This is a genomic window from Streptomyces sp. Ag109_O5-1, assembly GCF_003814875.1.
Taxonomy (GTDB): domain Bacteria; phylum Actinomycetota; class Actinomycetes; order Streptomycetales; family Streptomycetaceae; genus Streptomyces; species Streptomyces sasae.
The window spans coordinates 472,223-494,662 of record NZ_RKQF01000001.1 but is presented as its reverse complement, the minus strand read 5'-3'; the positions used below and the strand labels follow the sequence as shown (position 1 = coordinate 494,662).

General features: G+C 71.0%; 13 protein-coding genes and 2 pseudogenes. 11 read left to right on the top strand and 4 right to left on the bottom strand.

Annotated elements, in window-relative coordinates:
- The first annotated feature begins 22 nt into the window (after positions 1–22).
- Positions 23–1,003 carry a GlxA family transcriptional regulator gene (locus tag EDD90_RS02225; RefSeq protein ID WP_123971472.1) on the top strand — a complete coding sequence of 327 codons (981 nt, stop codon included), beginning with the start codon at positions 23–25 and terminating at the stop codon, positions 1,001–1,003.
- Positions 1,004–1,263: 260 nt separating this feature from the next.
- On the opposite strand, the pseudogene EDD90_RS02215 reads toward EDD90_RS02225, so the two are convergent.
- Positions 1,264–2,025, bottom strand: a pseudogene (locus EDD90_RS02215) (transposase); the annotation flags it as partial.
- A 71-nt stretch (positions 2,026–2,096) separates the two neighbouring features.
- On the opposite strand from EDD90_RS02215, the gene EDD90_RS02210 reads away from it, so the two are divergent.
- Entirely contained in the window at positions 2,097–2,495 is a 399-nt protein-coding gene (locus EDD90_RS02210; protein WP_185148876.1) for a hypothetical protein, read from the top strand.
- Between the two features lie 211 nt (positions 2,496–2,706).
- Here EDD90_RS02210 and EDD90_RS02205 read toward each other — a convergent pair whose 3' ends face one another.
- Entirely contained in the window at positions 2,707–5,181 is a 2,475-nt protein-coding gene (locus tag EDD90_RS02205; RefSeq protein WP_123971471.1) for a SpoIIE family protein phosphatase, read from the bottom strand.
- 389 nt (positions 5,182–5,570) lie between these two features.
- Between EDD90_RS02205 and EDD90_RS02200 the strand changes: the two genes are divergently transcribed.
- On the top strand, positions 5,571–6,206 hold the full coding sequence (locus EDD90_RS02200) for a TetR/AcrR family transcriptional regulator (RefSeq protein WP_123971470.1): 636 nt from the start codon (positions 5,571–5,573) through the stop codon (positions 6,204–6,206).
- A gap of 126 nt (positions 6,207–6,332) precedes the next feature.
- On the opposite strand, the gene EDD90_RS02195 is transcribed toward EDD90_RS02200, so the two are convergent.
- Positions 6,333–7,307 carry a helix-turn-helix domain-containing protein gene (locus EDD90_RS02195; protein WP_123971469.1) on the bottom strand — a complete coding sequence of 325 codons (975 nt, stop codon included), beginning with the start codon at positions 7,305–7,307 and terminating at the stop codon, positions 6,333–6,335.
- Positions 7,308–7,552: 245 nt separating this feature from the next.
- Here EDD90_RS02195 and EDD90_RS02190 point away from each other — a divergent pair, with 245 nt between their 5' ends.
- The 7 genes and pseudogenes from EDD90_RS02190 (at position 7,553) to EDD90_RS02165 (ending at position 19,322) form a co-directional block, all read left to right on the top strand.
- Positions 7,553–11,728 (top strand): hypothetical protein, encoded by a 4,176-nt coding sequence (locus EDD90_RS02190; protein ID WP_123971468.1) that lies wholly within the window; start codon positions 7,553–7,555, stop codon positions 11,726–11,728.
- A 627-nt stretch (positions 11,729–12,355) separates the two neighbouring features.
- A complete protein-coding gene (locus EDD90_RS02185; RefSeq protein ID WP_123971462.1) occupies positions 12,356–12,979 on the top strand; it encodes a hypothetical protein in 624 nt (207 codons plus the stop codon).
- Positions 12,980–13,117: 138 nt separating this feature from the next.
- Positions 13,118–14,665 carry a cytochrome ubiquinol oxidase subunit I gene (locus EDD90_RS02180; protein WP_123971467.1) on the top strand — a complete coding sequence of 516 codons (1,548 nt, stop codon included), beginning with the start codon at positions 13,118–13,120 and terminating at the stop codon, positions 14,663–14,665.
- A gap of 21 nt (positions 14,666–14,686) precedes the next feature.
- Positions 14,687–15,634: pseudogene (gene cydB / locus EDD90_RS56715) on the top strand (cytochrome d ubiquinol oxidase subunit II); the annotation flags it as partial.
- Between the two features lie 96 nt (positions 15,635–15,730).
- Positions 15,731–17,068 (top strand): NAD(P)/FAD-dependent oxidoreductase, encoded by a 1,338-nt coding sequence (locus tag EDD90_RS56710; RefSeq protein WP_260328671.1) that lies wholly within the window; start codon positions 15,731–15,733, stop codon positions 17,066–17,068.
- 42 nt (positions 17,069–17,110) lie between these two features.
- Positions 17,111–18,622: an MFS transporter gene (locus EDD90_RS02170; protein WP_123971465.1), complete on the top strand. Its 1,512-nt coding sequence runs from the start codon at positions 17,111–17,113 to the stop codon at positions 18,620–18,622.
- Between the two features lie 112 nt (positions 18,623–18,734).
- The gene (locus tag EDD90_RS02165) at positions 18,735–19,322 is read left to right on the top strand and encodes a TetR/AcrR family transcriptional regulator (RefSeq protein ID WP_123971464.1); all 588 of its coding nucleotides are present in this window, start codon (positions 18,735–18,737) and stop codon (positions 19,320–19,322) included.
- Here the strand turns inward: EDD90_RS02165 and EDD90_RS02160 are convergent.
- Complete coding sequence (locus EDD90_RS02160) at positions 19,319–21,103, bottom strand: FUSC family protein (protein ID WP_123971463.1); 1,785 nt, start codon at positions 21,101–21,103, stop codon at positions 19,319–19,321. The two genes, EDD90_RS02165 and EDD90_RS02160, sit on opposite strands and share 4 nt — an antisense overlap.
- A gap of 628 nt (positions 21,104–21,731) precedes the next feature.
- On the opposite strand from EDD90_RS02160, the gene EDD90_RS02155 reads away from it, so the two are divergent.
- Positions 21,732–22,355: a hypothetical protein gene (locus tag EDD90_RS02155; protein WP_123971462.1), complete on the top strand. Its 624-nt coding sequence runs from the start codon at positions 21,732–21,734 to the stop codon at positions 22,353–22,355.
- The last annotated feature ends 85 nt before the right edge of the window (positions 22,356–22,440 follow it).

The following is a 22,440-nucleotide window of genomic DNA, read 5'->3' as shown; positions in this document are numbered from 1 at the left end:
CACCTGTCGTACCATTCCAGCCATGTCGCATCGTGTCGCTGTTCTCGCCCTCGACGGAGTCCTGCCGCTGGATCTGGGCATCCCGGCCCGGGTGTTCAACGAGGCCCGTAAGCCGGACGGGACTCCTCTGTACTCCGTCGTCACCTTCTCCCTCGGCGGCCGGCCGGTGCGCACGCACGAGGACTACCGGATCGTCGTCGACCACGACGAGTCGGTGCTGGAGAGCGCGGACACCGTCGTCCTCGCCACTCAGGAGCCCGGCGAGGACCTGCTCGCGACCGGCGCGCTTCCCGGGGAACTCGCCGCGGCACTGGACCGGATCGGGCCGCAAACCCGCATCGTCAGCCTGTGCACCTCGGCCTTCCTGCTCGCGGCGGCCGGTCTGCTGGACGGCGGCCGGGCCACCACACACTGGACGCTGTGCGACGAACTGGCGCGGCTGTTCCCCGACATCGAGGTCGATCCGGACGTGCTGTTCGTCGACAACGGACGCATCCTTACGTCCGCCGGCGGAGCCGCCGGCATCGACCTGTGCCTGCACCTGGTCCGTCTGGACCACGGAGCGGCGGTGGCCTCGGCCGCCGCGCGGCGCTGCGTGGTGGCGCCATGGCGCGAGGGCGGCCAGGCGCAGTTCATCGAGCACCCGGTACCGCAGGACACCGACCGCTCCACCTCGGCGACCCGCCAGTGGGCGCTGGACCGGCTGGCCGAGCCGATCACACTGGAGGACATGGCCCGCCACGCGCACATGAGCGTCCGCACCTTCACCCGGCGCTTCCGCAGCGAGGTGGGCAGCAGCCCACTGAAGTGGCTGGCACAACGGCGGCTGGCGCACGCGCGCCTGCTGCTGGAATCCACCGACCTGACCGTCGCACGGATCGCCACCGTCTGCGGCTTCGGCGACCCCGTCGCCCTGCGCAAGCACTTCCACACGCACCTGGGCCTGTCACCACTGGCCTACCGCCACGCCCACAACGCACCGGAGCCTATGACGGCACAGTGACCACCCAGCCGGGCCATGGCCGCGACAACACCCCACCAATGAGAGGTGTGCAAGCTGAAGTTGCTGGTCACGGGGGTGGTGTGCGTGGGCATCGGGATGCTCGTGCTGGTCGCTGGCGCGTGACTTTGGTGAAGATCGGCGGTCATCGGGCGACTTCGTGGTTCGTGAGGACCAGCAGGGCCCTGACCAGGGCGGTCGCCCACTTCGGGTCGGTGCGGACCTTGCCGAGGACGCGCCAGATACCTCACGTTGCCAAGGTGTCAAGCTGCGGTGGCGAGTTCGGTGGGGAACGCGATTTGCTCATCGAACAACTCGCGCTTTTGCAGGCAGTGGTAGAGCTGGCCGAGCAAGCGGTTGGACAGGTTCCTGCGGGCTGCGGCGTTCCAGTCTCCGTGCTCGTCGCGACGGCGACGATAGTGGGCTTTGGCACCTGGTGATCCGTTCGGCGCGGCGAAGGCCCAGAGGTATCCGGCGTGGTTGAGCCGGTCGTTCTTCACCCAGCGGCGGGTGATGCTCGACTTCTTGCCGGAGGCGCGGGTGATCGGTGAGGAGCCGGCGTATGCCTTCAGGCCGCGGGCGTCAGCGAAGCGGGTGCGGTCGTCGCCGATTTCGGCGAGGATCCGGGCGGCGAGCTGGACGCCGAGGCCGGGGAAGCTTGTCAGGATCTCGGCGTCGGGGTGCTGAGGGAACGCTTCTTCCACCGCCTCGGCGAGCTGGTCGGCGGCAGTGCAAGCGGCGTCGAGCTGCATGAGGAGGGCGAGCATCTGCTTGCCGAGGGCGTCCTCGACGAGCGGTGGCTGGTGGGCCCACTTGGCGCGGAAGATGTTACGGAGGCGATCGGCCTCGGCTTCGATGCCGCGCTGGCGGCCGGCACGCTTGAGGGCCGCCTGCACCTGGGCGCGGGTCAGTTGCGCTGCCTGTGTCGAGGTCGGGGCGATCTTGAGGAGCTCACGGGTCTCGGGTCGGCACAGGCCGTTGGTCCAGGTGGCGAACGCGTTCAGGGCGGCCGGGTATGAGTTCCTGGCCCGCCACGAGGGTCCGGAGCTGACAGTGCGCGTCGGTCTGCTCACCGTCGAGGGGCGACGCCGTGCTGGTGAGCAACAACCCTTACCAAGTGGACGATCCGGCCGGGCTCGGCAGGCGCCCGCGGCTGGATGCCGGTCTGCTGGGTGTACTGGCCGCCAGGGCGGAGACCCCCGCCGAAACGGCGGCTCGGTTCCTCGGCGGGCAGACGCGCGGCCTGACCCGTCTCGCCACACCCGACGAGGTCGTCGTCCACGCGGATGTCCCGGCCGTACCCGTCGGCCTGGACGGCGAAGCCGTCACCCTGCCGACTCCCGTTCGGTGCTGGATCAGTCCCGGGGCACTGCGCGTACGGGTCCCCCGCCATCGGCCGGGCGCCACGCCCGCTGGGCGGACGCCTGACCAGTCCGTCATCGAGCGGCTGGCCTCGACGGTCGGCCGAGTCGTGCACAGCCGGCACGCCGGCTGACGGCGCCACGTGGTGCGCTGGGAAGCGGGTTCAGGAGAGGTGTTCCCGGACGGCCCGGCCGCCCCTTTGGGTGTTCGTCCCTTCCTCGGCCTTTCCTCGGCCTTTCCCCGGCCTTTCCTCGGCCTTTCCTCGGCGGAGGCCGCCGAGGCGGCGGATCCGCTTCGCCGGGCGGTTGCCGACCGGCCGCCGGCGCGTGCCGCCGCTCGGGGGGTCACCGTGCGACGGCGACGGAGGGCAGGTCCTGTTCGGCCCAGACGACCTTGCCGTTCGATGCGGAGCGGGAGCCCCACCTGCGTGACAGGCGAGCGATGAGGAAGAGGCCGCGGCCCCTCTCGTCGAGAGTGCTCGGATGCCGGGGGTGTGGGTGGCTGGTGCTGTTGTCGGAGACCTCGCAGGTCAGGACCTGGTGCTGGATGAGCCGGAGGCGGACCGGCCCGCTTCCGTAACGGAGGGCGTTGGTGACCAGCTCGCTGACGATCAGTTCCACGGTAGGCAGGAGATGCTCCAGCCGCCATGCGCCGAGCTGGCGGGCGGCCAGGTGCCGGGCGGTGCCGACGGCGGTCGGCTCGTTCGGCAGCTCCCAGGACGCGACCTGGGCCGATTGCAGCGCGCTGGTACGTACCAGGAGCAAGGTGACGTCGTCGGAGTGTGCCGAGGCCGGCAAGGTCTCCACCACGAGCGAGCACAGGTCCTCCAGCGACCGGCCGGACCGGGTCAAGGCCGCGCTCAGGCGCTGCAGGCCGATGTCGATGTCGTCGTCTCGGGACTCGACCAGGCCGTCGGTGTAGAAGGCGAGGACGCTTCCCTCGGGCAGTTCCAGTTCCACGGACTCGAAGGCGAGCACTCCGAGGCCGAGGCCGAGCGGGGCTCCGGCGGGCAGGTCGGGGAAGGTGACACAGCCCTCGGGGTCGACGATCGCGGGCGGGGGATGCCCGGCCCGCGCCATCGTGCACCGCCGGGTGACCGGGTCGTAAACGGCGTACAGACAGGTGGCGCCGACCACCGCGGGAGCCTGGTCGGCGCTCTCGTCGTCGACCTCGTTCTCGTCGTTCAGCCGGCGGACCGTGTCGTCGAGGTGCGCCAGCAGTTCGTCGGGGGGAAGTTCCAGGTCCGCGAGCGTGCGCACGGCGGTGCGCAGCCTGCCCATGGTCGCGGCGGCGTTGATGCCGTGTCCCACCACGTCGCCGACGACGAGGGCCACCCGGGCGCCGGACAGCTCGATCACGTCGAACCAGTCACCCCCCACCCCGTGGTCCGTGTCGGCCGGCACGTAGCGCGAGGCCACCTCCACGGCGGCGCCGCCCCGTACCCGGTGGGGGAGCAGGTCGCGCTGGAGCGTGAGGGCCGCGGTGCGCTCCCGCGCGTACTGCAGGGCGTTGTCCAGGCAGAGCGCGGCCCGGGTGACCAGCTCCTCGGCGAGCAGGAGGTCGTCCTCCTGGAACGGCGTCGGCTCCTCGGAACGGCCGAAGATCACCAGCCCCAGCACGCATCGCCGCGCGTGGACGGGGACGATCATCAACGAGTAGACCCCGCTGTCACGGACCTTCTGCGCCCGCGTCGGGTCCTGGTGGACCCACGGGCCGAGATGGGTGTCCATGTCCAGCACCGGGACCAGGCGTGACCTGCCCGTGCGCAGTACGTCGGCGAACGGCGAGGCGGGGTGGACGTGGATCAGCTCTTCGCGTACCCAGGGCAGCTCCAGCATGCCGAGCTCGACGGAGGCCAGACCCGCACGGCGCAGCGCAGGAGGGCGTCCGTTCGCCGTGCCGATCCGCGCCGAGGGCTCCAGGACGAGCGGAACCGACTCCACCAGGTCGACGAGGGCGTGGTCGGCCAGCAGGGGCACGGTGAGGTCGGCCAGTTCCTGCCCGGTCTGCAGGACGTCGAGGGTGCTGCCGATGCGCGTGCTGGCTTCGCTGAGGATGGCCTGGCGTTCGCGCGCTCGTCGGTTGCCGGTGACGTCCACGCTCATGGAGCAGACCCCCAGTGGCTTGCCGGCCGCGTCCTGGAAGCAGAAGAACGAGGCCGAGAAGACGTGCTCGCGGCGCCGGTCTGCGGGTGGCCACGCCCGGTACTCGTGGACCGTGCTGGTGCCGCTCTCCAGCACCCGCTGCATGACCACCTCAAGCGCTTCGGCCTCGAAGCCGGACAGCGAGTCCCGCAGCCGGCACCCGATCCGTTGGGCACGGGGAATGCCGTCGTGGAGTTCCATGGCGTCGTTCACCCACATGCAGCGCAGCTGCAGGTCGCGGACGACGATGCCGATCGGCGCGTGGGTGAGCAGAGACTCGCGAAGCGATCCGTTCAGCGATCCCGAGGAGAGCCCGCCTATGTCGGTCACGCATACCAGCCACCGGTGGCTTCCGTTCTCTCCCCACAGCAGTGAGACCCGCAGAGTCAAGGTGAGCGTGTGACCCTCGCGGTGGCGGACCGTGATGGTGCCGGACCAGCCGCCCTCGGCGCGGCACCGTTCCGCGAGCGCACTGGCCCTCGCGGCGTCCTGGCTGAACGGCAGTACCTGTGCCGCGGGCCGGCCCACGACCTCCCTGGCCGAGTACCCGACCAACTGCTGGGCGGCCTGCGTCCACCCGACCACCGTCCCCTCCTCATTGATCATGGCTATCGCCGCGTCGGGTGCCTCGTTCGGCTTCACCGGCTCGACGAGCTTCGATTGACTGGTGTTCATGGTTCATCCCTTCCTGCGCATGCATGGTGCGGACAGCGTTGGCATGCGGTGGGGTACGCCGATCCGCGGCACGGCAGTGGTGGCAGGCGAGCCGCGAGGTGTCGGATCAGGGCGTCGGCTCTCCTGTGGCATATCGGAGGCGCGGCGAATCGCCTATGTCATCCCTAAGAGTCATAAGCACGACATAGCTGTCTGTGTTAGGTTATTTCTGATGAAAGCATCACCCATGACGGCTTCATCGTCAAGATAACCACAGAATTGATTGAACGATCAGATCTGTAGGGCGGTCGCGGACAGGTCACCGCCGGGTGAGGAACGAAACGTCGGCCGTGGCGGCGGCCGGGCTCGTGGCCGCGAGGAAACATCCAGAGCTGTGCTATCTGGGGAGCGTGCTCGTGTCAGTTCCACCCGGCAATCGATTCGAACGCCGTCGTACCGAGACCCGGCAGGCACTCGTCCGCGCCGCGCGCGAGATCCTGGCCGAGTCCGGCGACACCAGCGCCAGCATCCGGGCCATCGCAGAGCGCGCGGACGTGGGGTTCGGCTCCTTCTACAATCACTTCGACTCCAAGCCGGAGCTGTTCGACGCGGCCGTGCACGACGCGATGGAGGAGTTCGCCCAGGCCATCGACGAGCGCCTGCACGGCGTCGACGATCCCGCCGAACGCCTCGCCGCGGGTCTGCGGCTCAGCGCACTCCTGGCCGAGTCGCACCCGGAGATCATGCGGATCCTGTGCCACAGCGAACTCGGCCGCATATGCGCCGGCAGTGGACTGGCCCCTCGCGCCAGGCGCGACATGGAACTGGGCATCGCCGCGGGCCGCTTCACGGTCCCCGACCCGGGCATTGCCCTGTCCGCGCTCAACGGCAGCCTGCTGGCGCTTCTGGAGCTGTGGTTCAGCAGGCCCGAGTCCGACGTCGAGCAGGCCGCGGGCACCATGGCCGAGATGCTCCTGCACATGCTCGGCCTCTCCCCGGAAGAGGCCCGCGAGGTCGCCCGCGGCCTCCTTCCCGCTGCCGCGTGACGGGGAACGACGTCGGCCCGCGCGCCCACGCACCGGCGGACCAGGTCCGGTAGATCCCGCTGCCCCTTCGGGACGGCCGCTGCTGTCAGGCACCAGTCCGCTGCGCCGGCACTCTGGGGGCGGTGGTCAGATCCACCCACGGCGAACCGCCTGCGCGCCGGCCTGGAACCGGCTCGTCGCCTCGAGGCGAGTGGTCAGGCCGGCGATCCGGCGACGCAGGGTGCGCTCGCTCAGGCCCAGTTGGCGCGCTATGGTCTCGTCCTTCAGCCCGGCATGGAGCAGGTGGAGCAGGGCGCGATCGTCCTCGCCGAGGTCGGGGTGGTCGTCCGCGGGTCGGGCCGTGCTGCCGAAGACGGGGGTGGCCTGCTGCCAGCTCGCCTCGAAGAGGTCGACGAGTGCGTCGCACAGCGGTGAGCGATGGACGAGCGCCGCCGTACTGCGCAGGTCGTCCGCGCCCGCGGTGAGCGGGATGATGGCGTCGCGGCGGTCGAACACCAGGAGCTTCAGCGGCACATGGGGCAGCACCCGGGCCTCTTCGCCGAGGAGCACGAAGCGCTGGAGCAGTTCCGCGCGCTCGGGGATGGCCAGCACCTGGCTCGAGTAGACCGCCCGTGCCCGTACGCCACGGGCCAGCAGGTCCTCCTCGGCCCGCAACGCGCTTGCGTCAGCTGTGAGATACGGCGGGGCGTCGAAGCACAGCACCTCGTGCTCGGCGCCCGCCATCAGCTCGGTCAGCCAGTCGGTGATCGCGGTCGGCCCCTCGATGATCTCCACCAGCCGACTCGGATCGGAGCTCAGCTTGCGCTCGTTGAACTCGGCGCCGTAGGCGTCCAGAGCCGCCTCCGCGCGCTCCAGTTCCAGACGGCGCGCGCGGATCAGGGCGGCGAGGCCGATGCGCGGGTCCAGCGGGGCGTAGCGGGTGGGCCGTCCCGCCGAGGGGACGGCGAGGCCCACGGCGACGAGTTCGTCCAGCATGCGGCGGGCCTGTGCCGTGCTGCAGGACTGATGCCTTGCCAGTTCGGTGGCCGTAACCGGCGGCGAAGCCAGTAGATGGCGGTACGTGCGCTCTGTCGGATCGTCGAGACCCACGGGTTCCAGCACAGGCTCGTCTCCCTTTTGCGATTCCCGGCCGAGGCGGCGTTCGGCTGCAACCGGCTTCCGGCCGTACCCGGCTCATGGCCGTACCCGGCTCATGGCCGCAACCGGCTCATGGCCGGTATCGGCCAGCCGTTCCTCACCCGCTGGGGCGGGTGTGCTGGAACAGTACCGGCATCCCCCGCAGGGCGGTTCACCAGTGCTCTTTGCGAGCCGGCCGCCCCGTTTCCCACCCGAGAGGTGCGTATCCATTGAGAACGCGTGGAACCGGCATACGCTCCGGCATGGTCGCCGCCGTGCTGGCGCTGGCTGCCGGCTTGCTGGTCACACCACCGGCGCAGGCAGCCCCACCGCAGGGCGCTCAGGGCATCCGGCTGACCGCCGCCGCGATCGAGAAACTCAGCAAGCGGTACGAACCCCGTATCGACGGCACGCCCGGTCAGGTCGCCGCCCAGGAGGGCCCCGCCGCTGCCGCTCCGGCGCTACCGGGCACCAAGCCCAGCGTGACGGCGGGCGCCACCAAGGACACGGGCACCACGCCCACCGCCCCCGGCTTCAAGCGGACCGGCCAGTGGGAGACCGGGCGGGGCTACGTCGAGAGCCTGCCGCTCGGCGGCACCAAGGACTGGGTGGCCGTCTACAGCGGCGGCACCGTCGCCCGTTACGACGCCCACGGCAAGCAGGTGTGGAACCGCGGGGCCACCTCCTTGTACAAGGACTGGCGGGTGACCCCCGACAACTGGTTCCAGCCCTACGACTACCTGCCGAACCTCTATGCCGGCTACAACCCCTTCCAGATGACGCCCACCGGTAGGCAGCCCTACGTCACGGGCGACTTCAACGGTGACGGCGTCAAGGACGTCGCCGTCGCCTACGCGGTGGGCGAGTATCCGTTCCGGCCGTTCTCCACGCCGGGTTCGAAGCTGGACTACGGCACCTTCGTCACCGTCCTGGACGGCCGTACCGGCAGCACGGCTTGGAGCAAGCTGCTGCCCGGCCTCGTCGGCAACATGCTGGCCCAGGACGGCAAGCTGGTCGTCGCCGGCTCCGCCGGCCCGGACTGGTCGGGCGACCCGGTGGCCGAACAGGGCGACAGCCGCAGCAACCTGACCGCCTACACCTTCAGCCGCGCCGCTCACGGCAAGCTCAGCGGGACCGCCGCCTGGACCTACTCGACGCACGCCCCCTGGGCGTACTGGGGCGATCTGACGTCCATGGGCGCCGGCCGGATCGCCGCGTCCTGGTCCGACACCCCCATGGACCTGGGCAGCCCGAGGCCCGCCGCCGGCAACGTGCTGGTCCTCGACACGTCCGACGGCAAGGTCGCCGCGCACGCCAAGACCCCCGGCTACCCGCGCATGCTGGTCAAGGACCCGGGCGCGGACCGCGTCCTGGTGGTCGAGCAGAACGACCCGTTCGACAAGGTGAGCTGGGACCTGACCGGGGTCGACGCCTACAGCGGCCGTCGCACGGTGATCACCTCGCGGGAGGGCAGCGTGCCGGAGGCCTTCCGGGTTCTGCCGAACGCGCACGGCCGGCAGGCCCGGTTCGCGGTCGCGGAGCTCGGCGTCAACGCCGACCTGACGGTCGGCCAGAGCACTGTCTCCGGCTGGGGCGCAAAGGGCCGCACCCTCTGGTCCTACACCAGCGCCTCCACGGTCGGCGGGTACAACGCTCCGACGATGCAGCTGGCCGCCGACGAGAAGGGCGGCGAGGTGTTCGCCTCGCTCTCCGACCCGGCCACGGCAAAGGCTGCCACCCCCGCAGGTCCGGAGCACACCCAGCTCGTCGGGCTGAACGCGGCGACCGGGCACCTCGACTGGCGGCGGCAGGGCGCCGTCGCCGGTGACACCATCACCCGTTACCAGGGCGGACTTCTCACCGTCGGCTATGACGACACCGCCTACGCCGTCGACCCCCGCACCGGCGGAATGCGGGCCATGCCCCTGGCCGGCGACCTCTATGCGGCCGTCGCCACCGACGTGAACGACGACGGGGTCAAGGACCTGATCACCGGTGGCAAGAGCCGTGGCGTCCTCGCCCTCGACGGCAAGTCCCTGAAGAAGGGGACGCCGACCATCCTGTGGCGGACCACGGTCGACAGCTCGGTGCACGTCCTGCGTCTGCTGCCGAACCCCGCCAGGCACGCGGCCGACGACTCCGTGGTGGCTGCGACCGACAGCGGCTTCGCCGTGCTGAACACGCACACCGGCAAGGTGCGCGCGAACGTGCGCACCGGCGGCTATGTCGCCTCGCTCACGGTCGTGGGCATCGGCCACGGCGGCTCCGAGATCGTCGTACCGGGCAGCAGCCTGAAGGCTTACACCCCGCAGGGCAGGACGCGGTGGACGTACCGGCCGAAGGGCACGGCGGGCAAGAACCTGGTCTTCTCCAGCGTCACCACGGACCACGCCGGACACCTGTTCTTCGAGTACGGCGGCACGCACCACGGCACCGGCCTGCCCACGGAGGCCACCGACCCCGCGCCGACGGCGGTCAGCCTGAACGCCGCCACCGGCACCCCCGACTGGACCAGGAAGGCGACCGGTTCCGGTGCCGTCGCCATCGTGCCGCTGGACCCGGCCCTGGCCGACCCGGACATCCCGGGTGCGCACGGGCATGGTGTCGCCTTCGCGTGGACCGGCGATTTCAGGACCTACCAGCACCTGGTCCAGATCCTGGACTCGCGCACCGGTGCGGTGCTGAAGAACTACTCCAGCCCCGGGACGTCGCAGGGTTTCGTCGCCTCCGAGAAGACCGGCCTGGTCGAGATGCGCGAGTTCAACGACTACGTCTACCCGGCGGACGGCGGCAAGCCCTACGACGTACCCACGTTCTTCGGCTTCCACTCCGGAGTGTTCGCCAAGTCCGTCGGCGGAACCGAAGCGTTCGTCGGCGCCTACCAGGGCCTGTGGTCCTACGACACCCCCTTCGCGGCCAACGACGGGTTCCTGCGCGAGAGCGCCGTGGACCCCGCGCTGGGAGCGAGCCACATCCAGACGGTCAAGCTGGGCGACGGGCCCGGTGACGACATGATCGGCCTTGCGCTCGACTGGCGGGCCCTGAACATCTCGGCCCAGTCGATCGGCGACGCTGTCAACGACATCGACTACTTCCCGCACGGCCTGACCACCTTCAAGCTGTCCGAGAAGGAGCCCACCCGCGTCCCGACGCCGCCGGCCGGCGGCACTTCGGCCGTGGCCCCGCAGGCTACCGCCGGGGCCGGTCAGCTGCGCGGCGGCAGCGTCCGCAGCGCGAGCCCGCTGCAGGACCTCGGTATGCCCATCGGGACCGCCTCGGTCCCGATCGAGATCCAGAAGACGGTGCCGACGGCCAGGAAGCTGAGCGTGGGCCAGGACAACGCGAGCGAGGTAGCCCCCGGCTACACCCCGCAGCAGATCCAGGCACGCCTGGGCCTGAAGGGTGACGGCACCGGTCAGACGATCGCGATCGTCGACGCCTACCACTACCCGACGGCGAAGGCGGACCTGAACCACTTCGCCGCGCACTTCGACCTGCCGCCGACCTGCGACTCGGTGAGCACGGGTACGGACTGCTTCGACTTCCGGCAGCTCTACGCCGACGGCACCCGGCCCGCGGTCGACGTCGGCTGGAACGAGGAGGAGGCGCTGGACATCGAGTGGGCGCACTCGGTGGCCCCGCACGCCAAGATCGTCCTGGTCGAGGGCGCGGACCCGACCATGGCCGCGCTGTCCCGGGCCGATGACGCGGCCGCGGCACTGCACCCGGCCGCCGTCAGCAACAGCTGGGGCGCGGGCGAGTTCTCCGAGGAGGCGTTCTACGACGGCCACTGCAGGCTGGCCGACTCGGTCTGCGTCCAGTCCACCGGGGACGGCGGCCACCCCGGCGGCTACTCCGCCACCAACCCGTACGCCCTGGCCATCGGGGGCACCAACCTCCAGCTGGACGCGGACGGCAACACGGTGAGCGAGACGGCGTGGAAGGGCACCGGTGGCGGCCTGAGCTACTTCGAGCCGCGCCCGGCCTACCAGGACGGCGTGCAGTCCTCGCCGCTGCGGGCCACGCCGGACGTCAGTTTCGTGGCCGACCCCGCCACCGGCGTGCCGGTCTACCTGACGACGACCAATCCCGACGGCACCACCAGCTCCCTGTGGGTGAAGGTGGGCGGCACCAGCCTGTCCGCCCCGATCTGGGGGGCGGTCATCGCCTCGGCCGACCAGCTCCGGGCCGCCGCGGGCAAGCCGCCCCTGGCCGCGGCCGGACCGGAAGGCGACACCGCGCACACCGACGTCTACGCGCTCGGCGGCACCTCCCTGCGGGACATCACCGCCGGTTCCAACGGGAAGTGCGGTGCCGAGTGCACGGCAGGTCCCGGCTACGACACCGTCACCGGCCTCGGCTCGCCCACCGCGGGAGTCGACGCGGCCCTCGCGGCCATGAAGTGACCCGACCGGAGGAAGCGCGACGGACGCCGCAGCCGTTCTGATCCACGTCCTCGGATGCGACTGGTGGCGATGTTCGCGCCGACCGCCCGGGTCGCCCACGCTCGTCGAGCGGTCACCGCCGACGGGCGAGGCGGCCCGGGCCCCCTCGGGGCGCCCCCGCCGAGCAGGTCCTCAACCCCGCGGCGGTCGACGATCCCGAACTGATTGCGTACTTCGCCCGGTTGGGCGCGGCGCGAGGCAGGCGACCGACAGACCCCGCCCTCGGCAGGCCCCAGTAGAGGCCGTCCAGGTTCCCGCGGCTGCCCCGCGTGCCCGTCGAGGACGCTCTCGCCTGGGCCTGACATCCGTCGCGGGCGCCGGTGCTCCGCCGAGCACCGGCGCCCGCGCGGCCGCTGCTGCCACCGCGGTCGCGGGGGAGGCGTAGGGCGGCATGGAGACTGCCGTAGGGGGCACGGAGACGACCGCATGATCCAGCTCACAGTGAGGCAAGTTGACTCATAGAGGGGTTGTGAGTCAATGTGTCTCACAGAGGTGGTCGCGGGGGTCCGCGCAAGGTCGGGTCCTGTGACTGCCGGCAGATGGCGTTCGTGCCAGCGCATGGGTGCACGAGTTCTTTTGGAGGAAACGATGACCGCGACGCTCACGAAGAAGGCGGGCAAGGGCCGGACCGACGGGGTCGTCTCCGAGCTGGCCACCTACTTCCACATCAAGCCCGGTCACGAGCAGGAGGTGCGGGCGGCGGTCGCGCGGTTCGTGGAGGAGCTGCGCCGCCAGGAGCCGGCGCGGACGATCAAGACGGGTCTGCGGGACACCCGGCATGTGGTCTTCGACGGCGGCCGGATGCTGCTGTGGGCCACCACGTTCGAGACGGAGTGGGACCCCTACGTCGACGACGCGATCCTGACGGTCGGCTTCGAGCACTTCGCGGACTGGCTGCAGCACACCACCGAGTGGGACGACCTGTTCGCGTGGGTGGAGGAGGCCGGCGGCATGTCGGCGCTGACCGACATGAGCCGCCCGGACTTCGAGGAGAACGTCCGCAACTCCACCGCCCGCCTGAAGAAGATCCTCCAGGACGGGCAGGAGCAGGCGGCCGCCTACTTCAACCCCCTCGGCACCCTCACCATGCCCCAGGTCGTCAGGGCCCAGGAACTCGACGCCGCCTTCCAGGAAGTCCTCGACGACCCCGCCGCCGAACAGGCCCTGGCCCACCCCGCCCTCAAGCCCCTCCTCGCCCGGGCCGCCGCCTGACACCCCCCTCACCCCCACACCCCCGGGAGGGAGCGCTCATCCCCGCCCCCTCCCGGGAGCACCGTCAACCAAGCGCAGGCGCCTTTGTGAATGTATTCACTTTCACAAACTTGGCTCTGTCGATTCCCCGGAGAGAGGGTGCACACGGCCATGACGCCCGACGCGATAGCCCGCTGGCAGTTCGCCGCCACCACCATCTACCACTATCTCTTCGTGCCGCTGACGATCAGCCTGGCCGGCCTCACCGCCGGTCTGGAGACGGCGTGGGTGCGCACGAGGCAGGAGAAGTACTTCCATGCCACCAGGTTCTGGGGGAAGCTCTTCCTGATCAACATGGTGATGGGCGTGGTCACCGGCCTGGTCCAGGAATTCCAGTTCGGCATGAACTGGTCGGCGTACTCCCGCTACGTGGGCGACGTCTTCGGCGTACCGCTGTCGATGGAGGCGATCGTCGCCTTCTTCTTCGAGTCCACCTTCATCGGGCTGTGGATGTTCGGCTGGGACAGGCTTCCCCGCCGTCTGCACCTCTTCTGCATCTGGATGGTGTCCCTCGGCACCGTGCTGTCGGCGTACTTCATCGTGGCGGCGAACTCGTGGATGCAGCACCCGGTCGGCTACCGGATGGACCACGGCCGGCCCCGGCTGACGAGTTTCTCCGAGGTGCTCCTGCAGCCCACGGCGGTGTTCGCCGCCCTGCACGCGCTCACGGCCGCCTTCGTCACCGGTGGAGCTCTCGTGACGGGCATCGCCGCCTGGCACCTGTGGCGCGCGAGGCGCACCCAGGCCCGGGGCGGTGTGGCGGAGGCGGGCCGGATCGGCGTCATGCGGACCTCCCTGCGGGTCGGTCTCGGAGTGCTGGCCGTGGCGGGCTTCGCCACCGTCCTCGACGCCGACGCGCTCGGCAAACTGATGATCGATCAGCAGCCGTTGAAGATGGCCGTCGGCGAGGGGCTGTGGAACACCGCGGCGAACGCCCCGTTCTCGCTGTTCGCCGTCCCGGACGTGGCCGGGCACCGGAACAGCGTCGGCATCGACGTCCCCCATGTGCTCTCGTTCCTCGCCCACGGCAACCCGCACACCCCCGTCACCGGGATCAACGATGCCGCGGCGGCCATGGCGGCGCGGTACGGCGGTGCGGCGGGGGACTACCTCCCCGACGTCCCGCTGGAGTACTGGTCCTACCGCTTCATGATCACGTTCGGCATGGCCTCCGTGGCCATCGGCGTGGCCGGGCTGTGGCTGACCCGCAACCGGCGCTGGATCGCCCCGGACTTCGTCACCCGGCCCGACGAGGTCCCGCACCTGATGCTGACGAAGCACCGGGCCCTCGGGCCGGCCCTGACCACGTGGGCCTGGCGCGCGGCCGTCTGGCCCCTGGGGTTCCCGCTGATCGCGAACTCCTTCGGATGGATCTTCACCGAGACGGGCCGTCAACCGTGGGTGGTCTACGGCCTGATGCGCACCTCGGACGCCGTGTCCCCGGGCGTGAGCGCGGGCGAGATGCTCACCACCTTGATCGGTTTCACCTTCCTCTACGGCATCCTCGCCGTCATCGAGGTCAGGCTGATGGTCAAGTACGCCACCGCCGGGCCCCGGCTCGACGAGCAACCGCCCCGGCGTGATCCCCGGTTGCGCGGTCCGTCCTCCGCCGAGGACGACGACAAGATCCTCACGTTCGCCTACTGACCAGCCGTCAGGAATCCCGCCATGCACCTCCACGACTTCTGGTTCCTGCTCATCTCCTTCTTCTGGACGGGCTACTTCGTCCTGGAGGGCTTCGACTTCGGCGTCGGCGTGCTCACCAAGCTCCTCGCCCGTGACGAGCCTGAACGCCGCGTGCTGCTCAACACCATCGGCCCTGTCTGGGACGGCAACGAGGTCTGGATGATCGCGGCCGGCGCCGCGACCTTCGCCGCCTTCCCAGGCTGGTACGCCACCCTGTTCAGCGGCTTCGACCTGCTCATGTTCGCCGTCCTGGTCTGTCTGATCGTGCGGGCCGTGGGCTTCGAGTACCGAGCCAAACGGGACGGCGTCCGGTGGAAGCGCAACTGGGAGCACGCCATCTTCTGGTGTTCGCTGCTGGCGCCGCTGCTGTGGGGCCTGGTCTTCGCCAACGTCGTCCACGGCGTGGCCGTCGACCGGCGGCAGGTCTACACCGGCGGCCCGAGCGGCCTGTTCCACCCGTACGCGCTGCTCGGCGCGCTGACGCTGCCGGCGCTCTTCACCGCCCACGGCGCGGTGTTCGTCGCGCTCAAGACCGTCGGTGACATCCGCGAGCGGGCCCGCGCACTGGCCCTCAGGCTCGGTGCTCTGGCCGCCGTGCCCGCCGCGGCCTTCCTGGTATGGACGCAGACGGACCGCGGCAACGGCCGCAGCCTGGTGGCGGTGGTGGTCGCACTGGCCGCCTGGGGCGGCGCGCTCGCCTGCACCCGGGCCCGCCGCGAGGGGTGGGCGTTCACCTTCTCCGCCGCCACCGTGGCGGCTGCGTCGGCCGCCTTGTTCCTGACGCTCTATCCCGACGTCATGCCGTCCACGCTCGACCCGGCCTGGAGTCTGACCGTCACCAACGCCTCCTCCTCGGCGTACACCCTGGGGATCATGACGTGGGTGGGGGCCGTCTTCGCGCCGCTGGTCGTGGGCTATCAGGCCTGGACGTACTGGGTCTTCCGCAAGCGCATCGGCACCCGGCACATCCCGCCGGCCGACCCACCCGGGCGCGGCCCGGCCCCCACCCGCATCCAAGGAACCGCCATGTCCCTCGCTCCTGTCCCTGACAAACCGCGCGTTCTCATCGCCGGTGGCGGCTACGTCGGCCTCTACACCGCACTGCGCCTGCTGAAGAAGCTGCGCCGCAACGAGGCGACCGTCACCGTCGTGGACCCGCGGTCGTACATGACCTACCTGCCCTTCCTGCCAGAGGCGGCGGCCGGCAACGTGGCCCCGCGGAACCTGGTCGCTCCGCTGCGCTCCGTGCTGACCGGCGCGGAGGTGGTCACCGGCCACGTGATCTCCGTCGACCAGGCGGACAAGGTCGCCCACGTCCGCACCGCGGCGGGCGACGAGCTCCACCTGCCCTTCGCGCACCTGGTCGTCGCGCTCGGCTCGATCAGTCGCACGTTCCCGATCCCCGGCCTGGCCGAGCACGGCATCGGCATGAAGTCGGTCGAGGAGGCCGTCAGCCTGCGCAACCACGTCCTGGCCCAGCTGGACCGTGCCGACTCCACCGCGGACGAGGTGGTCAGGCGCAAGGCTCTGACCTTCGTCTTCGTCGGTGGCGGCTTCGCCGGTGTGGAGACCGTCGCGGAGGTCGAGGACATGGCCCGGGACGCGGCCCGTGCCTACCGCAACGTCAGCCGGGAGGACATGCGCTTCATCCTGGTCGAGGCCGCCGGTCGCATCCTGCCCGAGATGGGTGCGGACCTCGGTGTCTGGACCATGGAGAAGCTTCAGGCCCGGGGCGTCGAGGTGTACCTGGAAACCTCCATGGAGTCCTGCGTCGACCAGCACGTGGTCCTGGCGAACGGTGTGGTGGCGGACGCCTCCACCATCGTGTGGACGGCCGGGGTCCGCCCTCACCCCGCCCTGGCCCACTTCGGCCTGCCGCTCGGCCCCCGCGGCCACGTCGACACCCTCCCGACCTTGCAGGTCAGGGGCCTGGACCAGGTGTGGGCCGCGGGTGACAACGCCCAGGTGCCCGACCTGGCCGGCGAAGAGGGCGCGTGGTGCCCGCCCAACGCGCAGCACGCCGTACGCCAGGCCCCGGTGCTCGCGGACAACGTGCTCGCGGCCCTGCGCGGTCGTGCGCCCGGGGAGTACCGGCACAGGAACCTGGGCGCGGTCGCCGGCCTCGGCCTTCACAAGGGGGTCGCGATCCTCTTCGGCAAGGTCAAGCTCAAGGGGCGGCCGGCGTGGTGGTTCCGCCGCCTGTACCACGGCAGTCGCGTGCCGACGCTGAACCGCAAGATCCGTGTGTTCGTGGACTGGATCCTGGCCTCCCTCCTGAAGCGGGAGACCGTCGGGCTCATCGAACTGGAGCACCCGCGCGACCCGTTCACCGAAGCGGCCGCGCCGTCCCGCAGCCGTACCTGATTCCTTTTCCCCTTAGTTCGTCCTTGTCTGGAGGGCTGTCCCATGTCCCAGAACGCCGTCGCCGCCGCTCGCGGCGCTGAGGCCACACCCGAGAGCGTGTCCGCCGACCTGTCGCACCGGCGCCGCTGGTGGATCCTGCTGGTCATTTCCCTGTCCATGCTGATGGGCGTCCTGGACGGCAGCATCGTGAACATCGCCCTGCCGTCCGCCCAGCACGACCTCGGCTTCTCGGACGCCGACCGGCAGTGGGTGGTCACCGCCTACGCGCTGGCCTTCGGCAGCCTGCTGCTGCTCGGCGGCCGGATCGCGGACCTGGCCGGTCAGAAGGTGACCTTCCTGGTGGGTCTGGCCGGCTTCGCGGCCGCGTCCATGGTGGGAGGCGCGGCGAACGGTTTCGCCATGCTCGTCGTCGCGCGCGCCGTGCAGGGCCTGTTCGCCGCCCTGCTGGCCCCGTCCGCGCTGTCGATCCTGATGACGACCTTCACCGAGTCGCGCGAGCGGGCCAAGGCGTTCACCGTCGCCGGCTCGATCGCCGGGGCCGGCGGAGCCATCGGCCTGATCCTCGGTGGGGTGCTGACCCAGTATCTGGACTGGCGCTGGACCATGTACGTCAACGTGGTCTTCGCGGGGGTGGCGTTCGTCGGTGGCGCGGCTCTGCTGCACCGCACGCCGCGCGACACGTCCTCCAGGCTCGACGTCCTCGGCACTGTGCTGGTCTCCGTCGGCCTGTTCTGCCTGGTCTACGGGTTCTCCAACGCGGAGACGCACGGCTGGGGCGCACCGGCGACCTGGGGCATGCTGGCGGCCGGTGCCGTACTGGTGGCCGGCTTCGTGTGGTGGCAGACCAGGGCGGCGTATCCGCTGCTGCCCCTGCGCGTCCTGCTGGACCGCAACCGCGGTGCCTCCTTCGCCGCCCTCTTCGTCACCGGCGCGGGCATGTTCGGCGTGTTCCTGTTCCTCACCTACTACCTCCAGCAGAGCCTCGGCTACAGCGCCCTGAAGACGGGCTTCGCCTTCCTGCCCATGATCGTCGCGTCGTCGTCCGCCTCCGCCGTGGCCAACAACGTCCTGGTGCGGCGCATAGGTCCCAAGCCGGTGGTCCCACTGGGGATGGCCATCGCGGCCGCCGGCCTGGTGTGGATGACCACGCTGGACCTGGACAGCGGCTATGTCGCCCAAGTACTGCCCCAGTTGGTGCTCGTCGGCATCGGTCTGGGCACCGTCATCGCGCCCGCCATGAGCCTGGCCACCTCCGGGGTGGCCGCGGCCGATGCCGGCGTCGCGTCCGCCGCCGTCAACACCGTCCAGCAGGTCGGCGGCTCCATCGGCGTCGCCCTGCTCAGCACGATGGCATCCGATGCCGCCACCACCTACCTCTCCGGCCGCGACCCGAAGGAACCCGGCGTCCTGGCGCAGGCCGGTCTCGAGGGCTACTCCACCGCCTACTGGTGGTCGGCGGCCGTCTTCGTGGCCGGCCTGGTCGTGACCGTGCTGCTGTACCGCCGTGGCGTACCGCGGCACGACGAGAACGCCTCACCCGTCGTTCACATGTGACGCACGCCGCGCAGGTACTGCGGGCCCAGGGCTTCCGGCCTGGACCATTATGAGACAAGATGACTCATAGTGGTCGCCGTGAGACGCTTCGTCCCACAGAAAGGTGGAGTACGTGCGGGAGAGAACTGATCCGCGTCTGCTGCGCAGCCGCGAAGCCATGGTCGCGGCAGCCACTGAGTTGCTCACGGAAAGCGGCCTGGAGGCCGTGACGCATCAGGCGGTCGCCGCCCGCGCCGGCGTCGGCAGGGCCACGGTCTACCGGCACTGGCCCGGCCTGCTCGACCTTCGCCTGGCCGCGCTGGAATCCGGCATGCCGCCGCTGCCTCCGATGCCCGAGGAGCTCCGGACCGCCACGGGCGGCGATCCGCGGACGGAGCTCGTCCACCGTCTGAGCGTGCTCGCCGAGCGGTGGGACGACGAGCAGGCCGGTGCCGTCCTCGCGGCGATCCTCGGCGGGTCACGGCACGACGAAGGCATGCGCCGCCTCCGGGAATCACTGCTGGAACAGATCGCCGACGCCCTGCGCCCCGCGGTCGCCGCGGCCGTGGCGCGGGGACAGCTCCGGTCCGACGTCACCCCCGAGACCTTCGCCATGGCCACCGCGGGTCCCTTGTTCTTCGAGCGCTTTCTCGCCGGGAACCGCCTGGGGCGCGACACGGTGGAGACCGTTGTGGACGCGGCCCTGCGGGCCTGGGCCTAAGCACTCTCCGGCGCATCGTCTCCCGTGGCGCCGCCGGTGCCGGCCAGGCCCTGGGCCGTGACGGCGTCGCAGACCTGCTCGGCGGCGATGATGGTCGCCTCCCAGTCCGGGAGGCCGCGCTTCGGCGGGACGGCTTCGGCGTGGGCCTGGGCCGCCGCGCGCCGCGCATCGGCCAGGCGGCGGTAGGCGGCACGGCGCAGTGCCTGCCGACGGGCGGGTGTGGCGTTCGGCGCCAGGTCGCGATACCGGCGGACGGCGAGCAGGGCGGCGTCGGTCTGCGCCGCCGCCCAGTCGCCGGCGGAGTCGGGCCACACCACGAAGCTCGCCACCAGCACGATGACCGCGGCCAGGACGGTGTCCAGGACCCGGATGCCGTACAGCGGCCGGTGGTCTCCGAGCAGGTCGACGAGGACGAAGACGATCCCGGTCAGACCGGTGGTGGCGACGGCGTAGTGATGGCGGACCCCCACCGCCATGAGCGCGCCGAAGGCCGCTGCCGTTGCGATGAGCGCGTAGGGGGTGTCGCCGGTCAGCGCGGCCACCGCCCCGATCGCGGCCACACCGACGACCGTGCCGACGCAGCGGTGCACCGCCCGGCGCAGCACCGGGCCGAAGTCGGGCTTGTAGACGAAGGCCACGGTCATGGGCAGCCAGTAGCCCCGCGGGCCGTGCAGCAGCAGGGCGCTGACGTACGCGACGAGGACGCAGCCGGCGAGCAGTACGGCGTACCGCAGACGTACCGCCCGACCCGGCCGCGGGCGCGCCGGCAGCGAGAGGATCACGTCGGCGCCGGCTTCCGCGTCAGCCGTCTCGCTCAGCTCCAGCAGCGCTCGTACGGCGGGTGAGCGCCGGTCGCGTGCGAGTGCCGCCTTCTCGGCCGGCGCCGGGCCGTGCCCCGCGGACGCGTTCTTTCCAGGGGGAAGCAGGCCCCCGGCCATCCGCAGCGGGAGACCGGCCACGTCCGGTGGGAGGGGGCGCCCCTCCCACACGAGTGCCGACACCACCTCGCCGAGGCGCACGGCCAGGCGCAGGGCCTCGAGCAGCCGACGGGTGTCGGGGTCGTCCGGCCGATGGCGGGTCGCCCTCGCGAGATCGGCGGCCATGACGTCGTGCGCCTCATTGAGCGCCAGTGTCATCGAGCGCCGGGCGGCTTCGGCGTCCGGGGTTCCCACGGCCGCCAGCGCCGTGGCGGCGGCGCGGTACACGGCGCGTACGGAGTCCGTCTCGATCCGGTGCCGCCGCCACAGCCACGGGCTGGTGGACAAGACGGTGACCAGGAGCACCCCGGACAGCAGCGCGAGCGGCGGCTGCCACCAGGGTCCGGGTGCGGGGATGCCGCTGCCGATGGTGGTGCCGAGCAGCACGTGCATGCCGGCCACGGAACGAAGGGGGCCGTACAGACTGATCAGCCCCGCGAACAGGGCGGTGGCGGTCAGGCAGCCCGCCACCGCCGCGGTGTGCCCGCTGCGCAGCGCGAGTTCTCCGATGAGCAGGCCGACGGCACTGGCCAGCCCCACGGCCAGCAGTCGCCGCATGCGCAACCGGTAGGGGGACGAACTGTCCTGCCCCACTCCCCACAGGGCGCCGATCCCCGCGAACACGGCCGGAACCATGTGCCCCGTCCACACCCCGAGCAGGAGAGGAAGGGCCAGTGCGACGACACCGCGCAGGGTGGCGGCGAGCGGGAAGCCCGCACGCACCGTACGCATGGTCCGGCACAGCCGGGCGGTCGCAGCCGCCGGCGCACGGCGCGATCGCGAGGTGTGTGCTGAGGGTGCCATGGGAGCGGGTCCTGGTTCGGTGACGGTCGTGTTCGCTGCGGGCCCCACACTGCGCGCGTCGGTCCCGGCCCGCCTCAGGGCGGGATGAGGACGGTCGGCTTGCCTGTCCCAACGTAGACACAACCTTGGCGCGCCGGCGCCGGCGGGGGTGCTCGTGTTCGACGGGCACTCGGGGGCCGGAGCTGTGTGCGGGCTTCGCGGCGCATGTCCCTCCTCGTGCCGCGTCAGAGGTCCCTGGTGGTCCCGCCGGTCGTGGTCCGGCGGGCCCTGCCTCCGCCGCCGCGCATGTCGATGCCGGCCACGCGGCGAGCGTGGGCGAGCCGGCCGATCGGGCGCGAGGAGCGGTGCCGGCTGCCGCACGCCGCGTGTGAAGCGCCGCGGGGCCCTGTCCGGAGGACGCGGGATCGTCGATGTGCCGTCCGGTGGAGCATCCGGTCCGGGGGCCTCGCGAGCGCAGGCCCGGCATGCGAGCCAGCTCACAGTGAGACAAGTTGACTCATAGAGGGGTTGTGAGTCAATGTGTCTCACAGAGGTGGTCGCGGGGGTCCGCGCAAGGTCGGGTCCTGTGACTGCCGGCAGATGGCGTTCGTGCCAGCGCATGGGCGCACGAGTTCTTTTGGAGGAAACGATGACCGCGACGCTCACGAAGAAGGCGGGCAAGGGCCGGACCGACGGGGTCGTCTCCGAGCTGGCCACCTACTTCCACATCAAGCCCGGTCACGAGCAGGAGGTGCGGGCGGCGGTCGCGCGGTTCGTGGAGGAGCTGCGCCGCCAGGAGCCGGCGCGGACGATCAAGACGGGTCTGCGGGACACCCGGCATGTGGTCTTCGACGGCGGCCGGATGCTGCTGTGGGCCACCACGTTCGAGACGGAGTGGGACCCCTACGTCGACGACGCGATCCTGACGGTCGGCTTCGAGCACTTCGCGGACTGGCTGCAGCACACCACCGAGTGGGACGACCTGTTCGCGTGGGTGGAGGAGGCCGGCGGCATGTCGGCGCTGACCGACATGAGCCGCCCGGACTTCGAGGAGAACGTCCGCAACTCCACCGCCCGCCTGAAGAAGATCCTCCAGGACGGGCAGGAGCAGGCGGCCGCCTACTTCAACCCCCTCGGCACCCTCACCATGCCCCAGGTCGTCAGGGCCCAGGAACTCGACGCCGCCTTCCAGGAAGTCCTCGACGACCCCGCCGCCGAACAGGCCCTGGCCCACCCCGCCCTCAAGCCCCTCCTCGCCCGGGCCGCCGCCTGACACCCCCCACCCCCACACCCCCGGGAGGGAGCGCTCATCCCCGCCCCCTCCCGGGTGCCCACCGGGCGTGACCACCGCGCCCTCG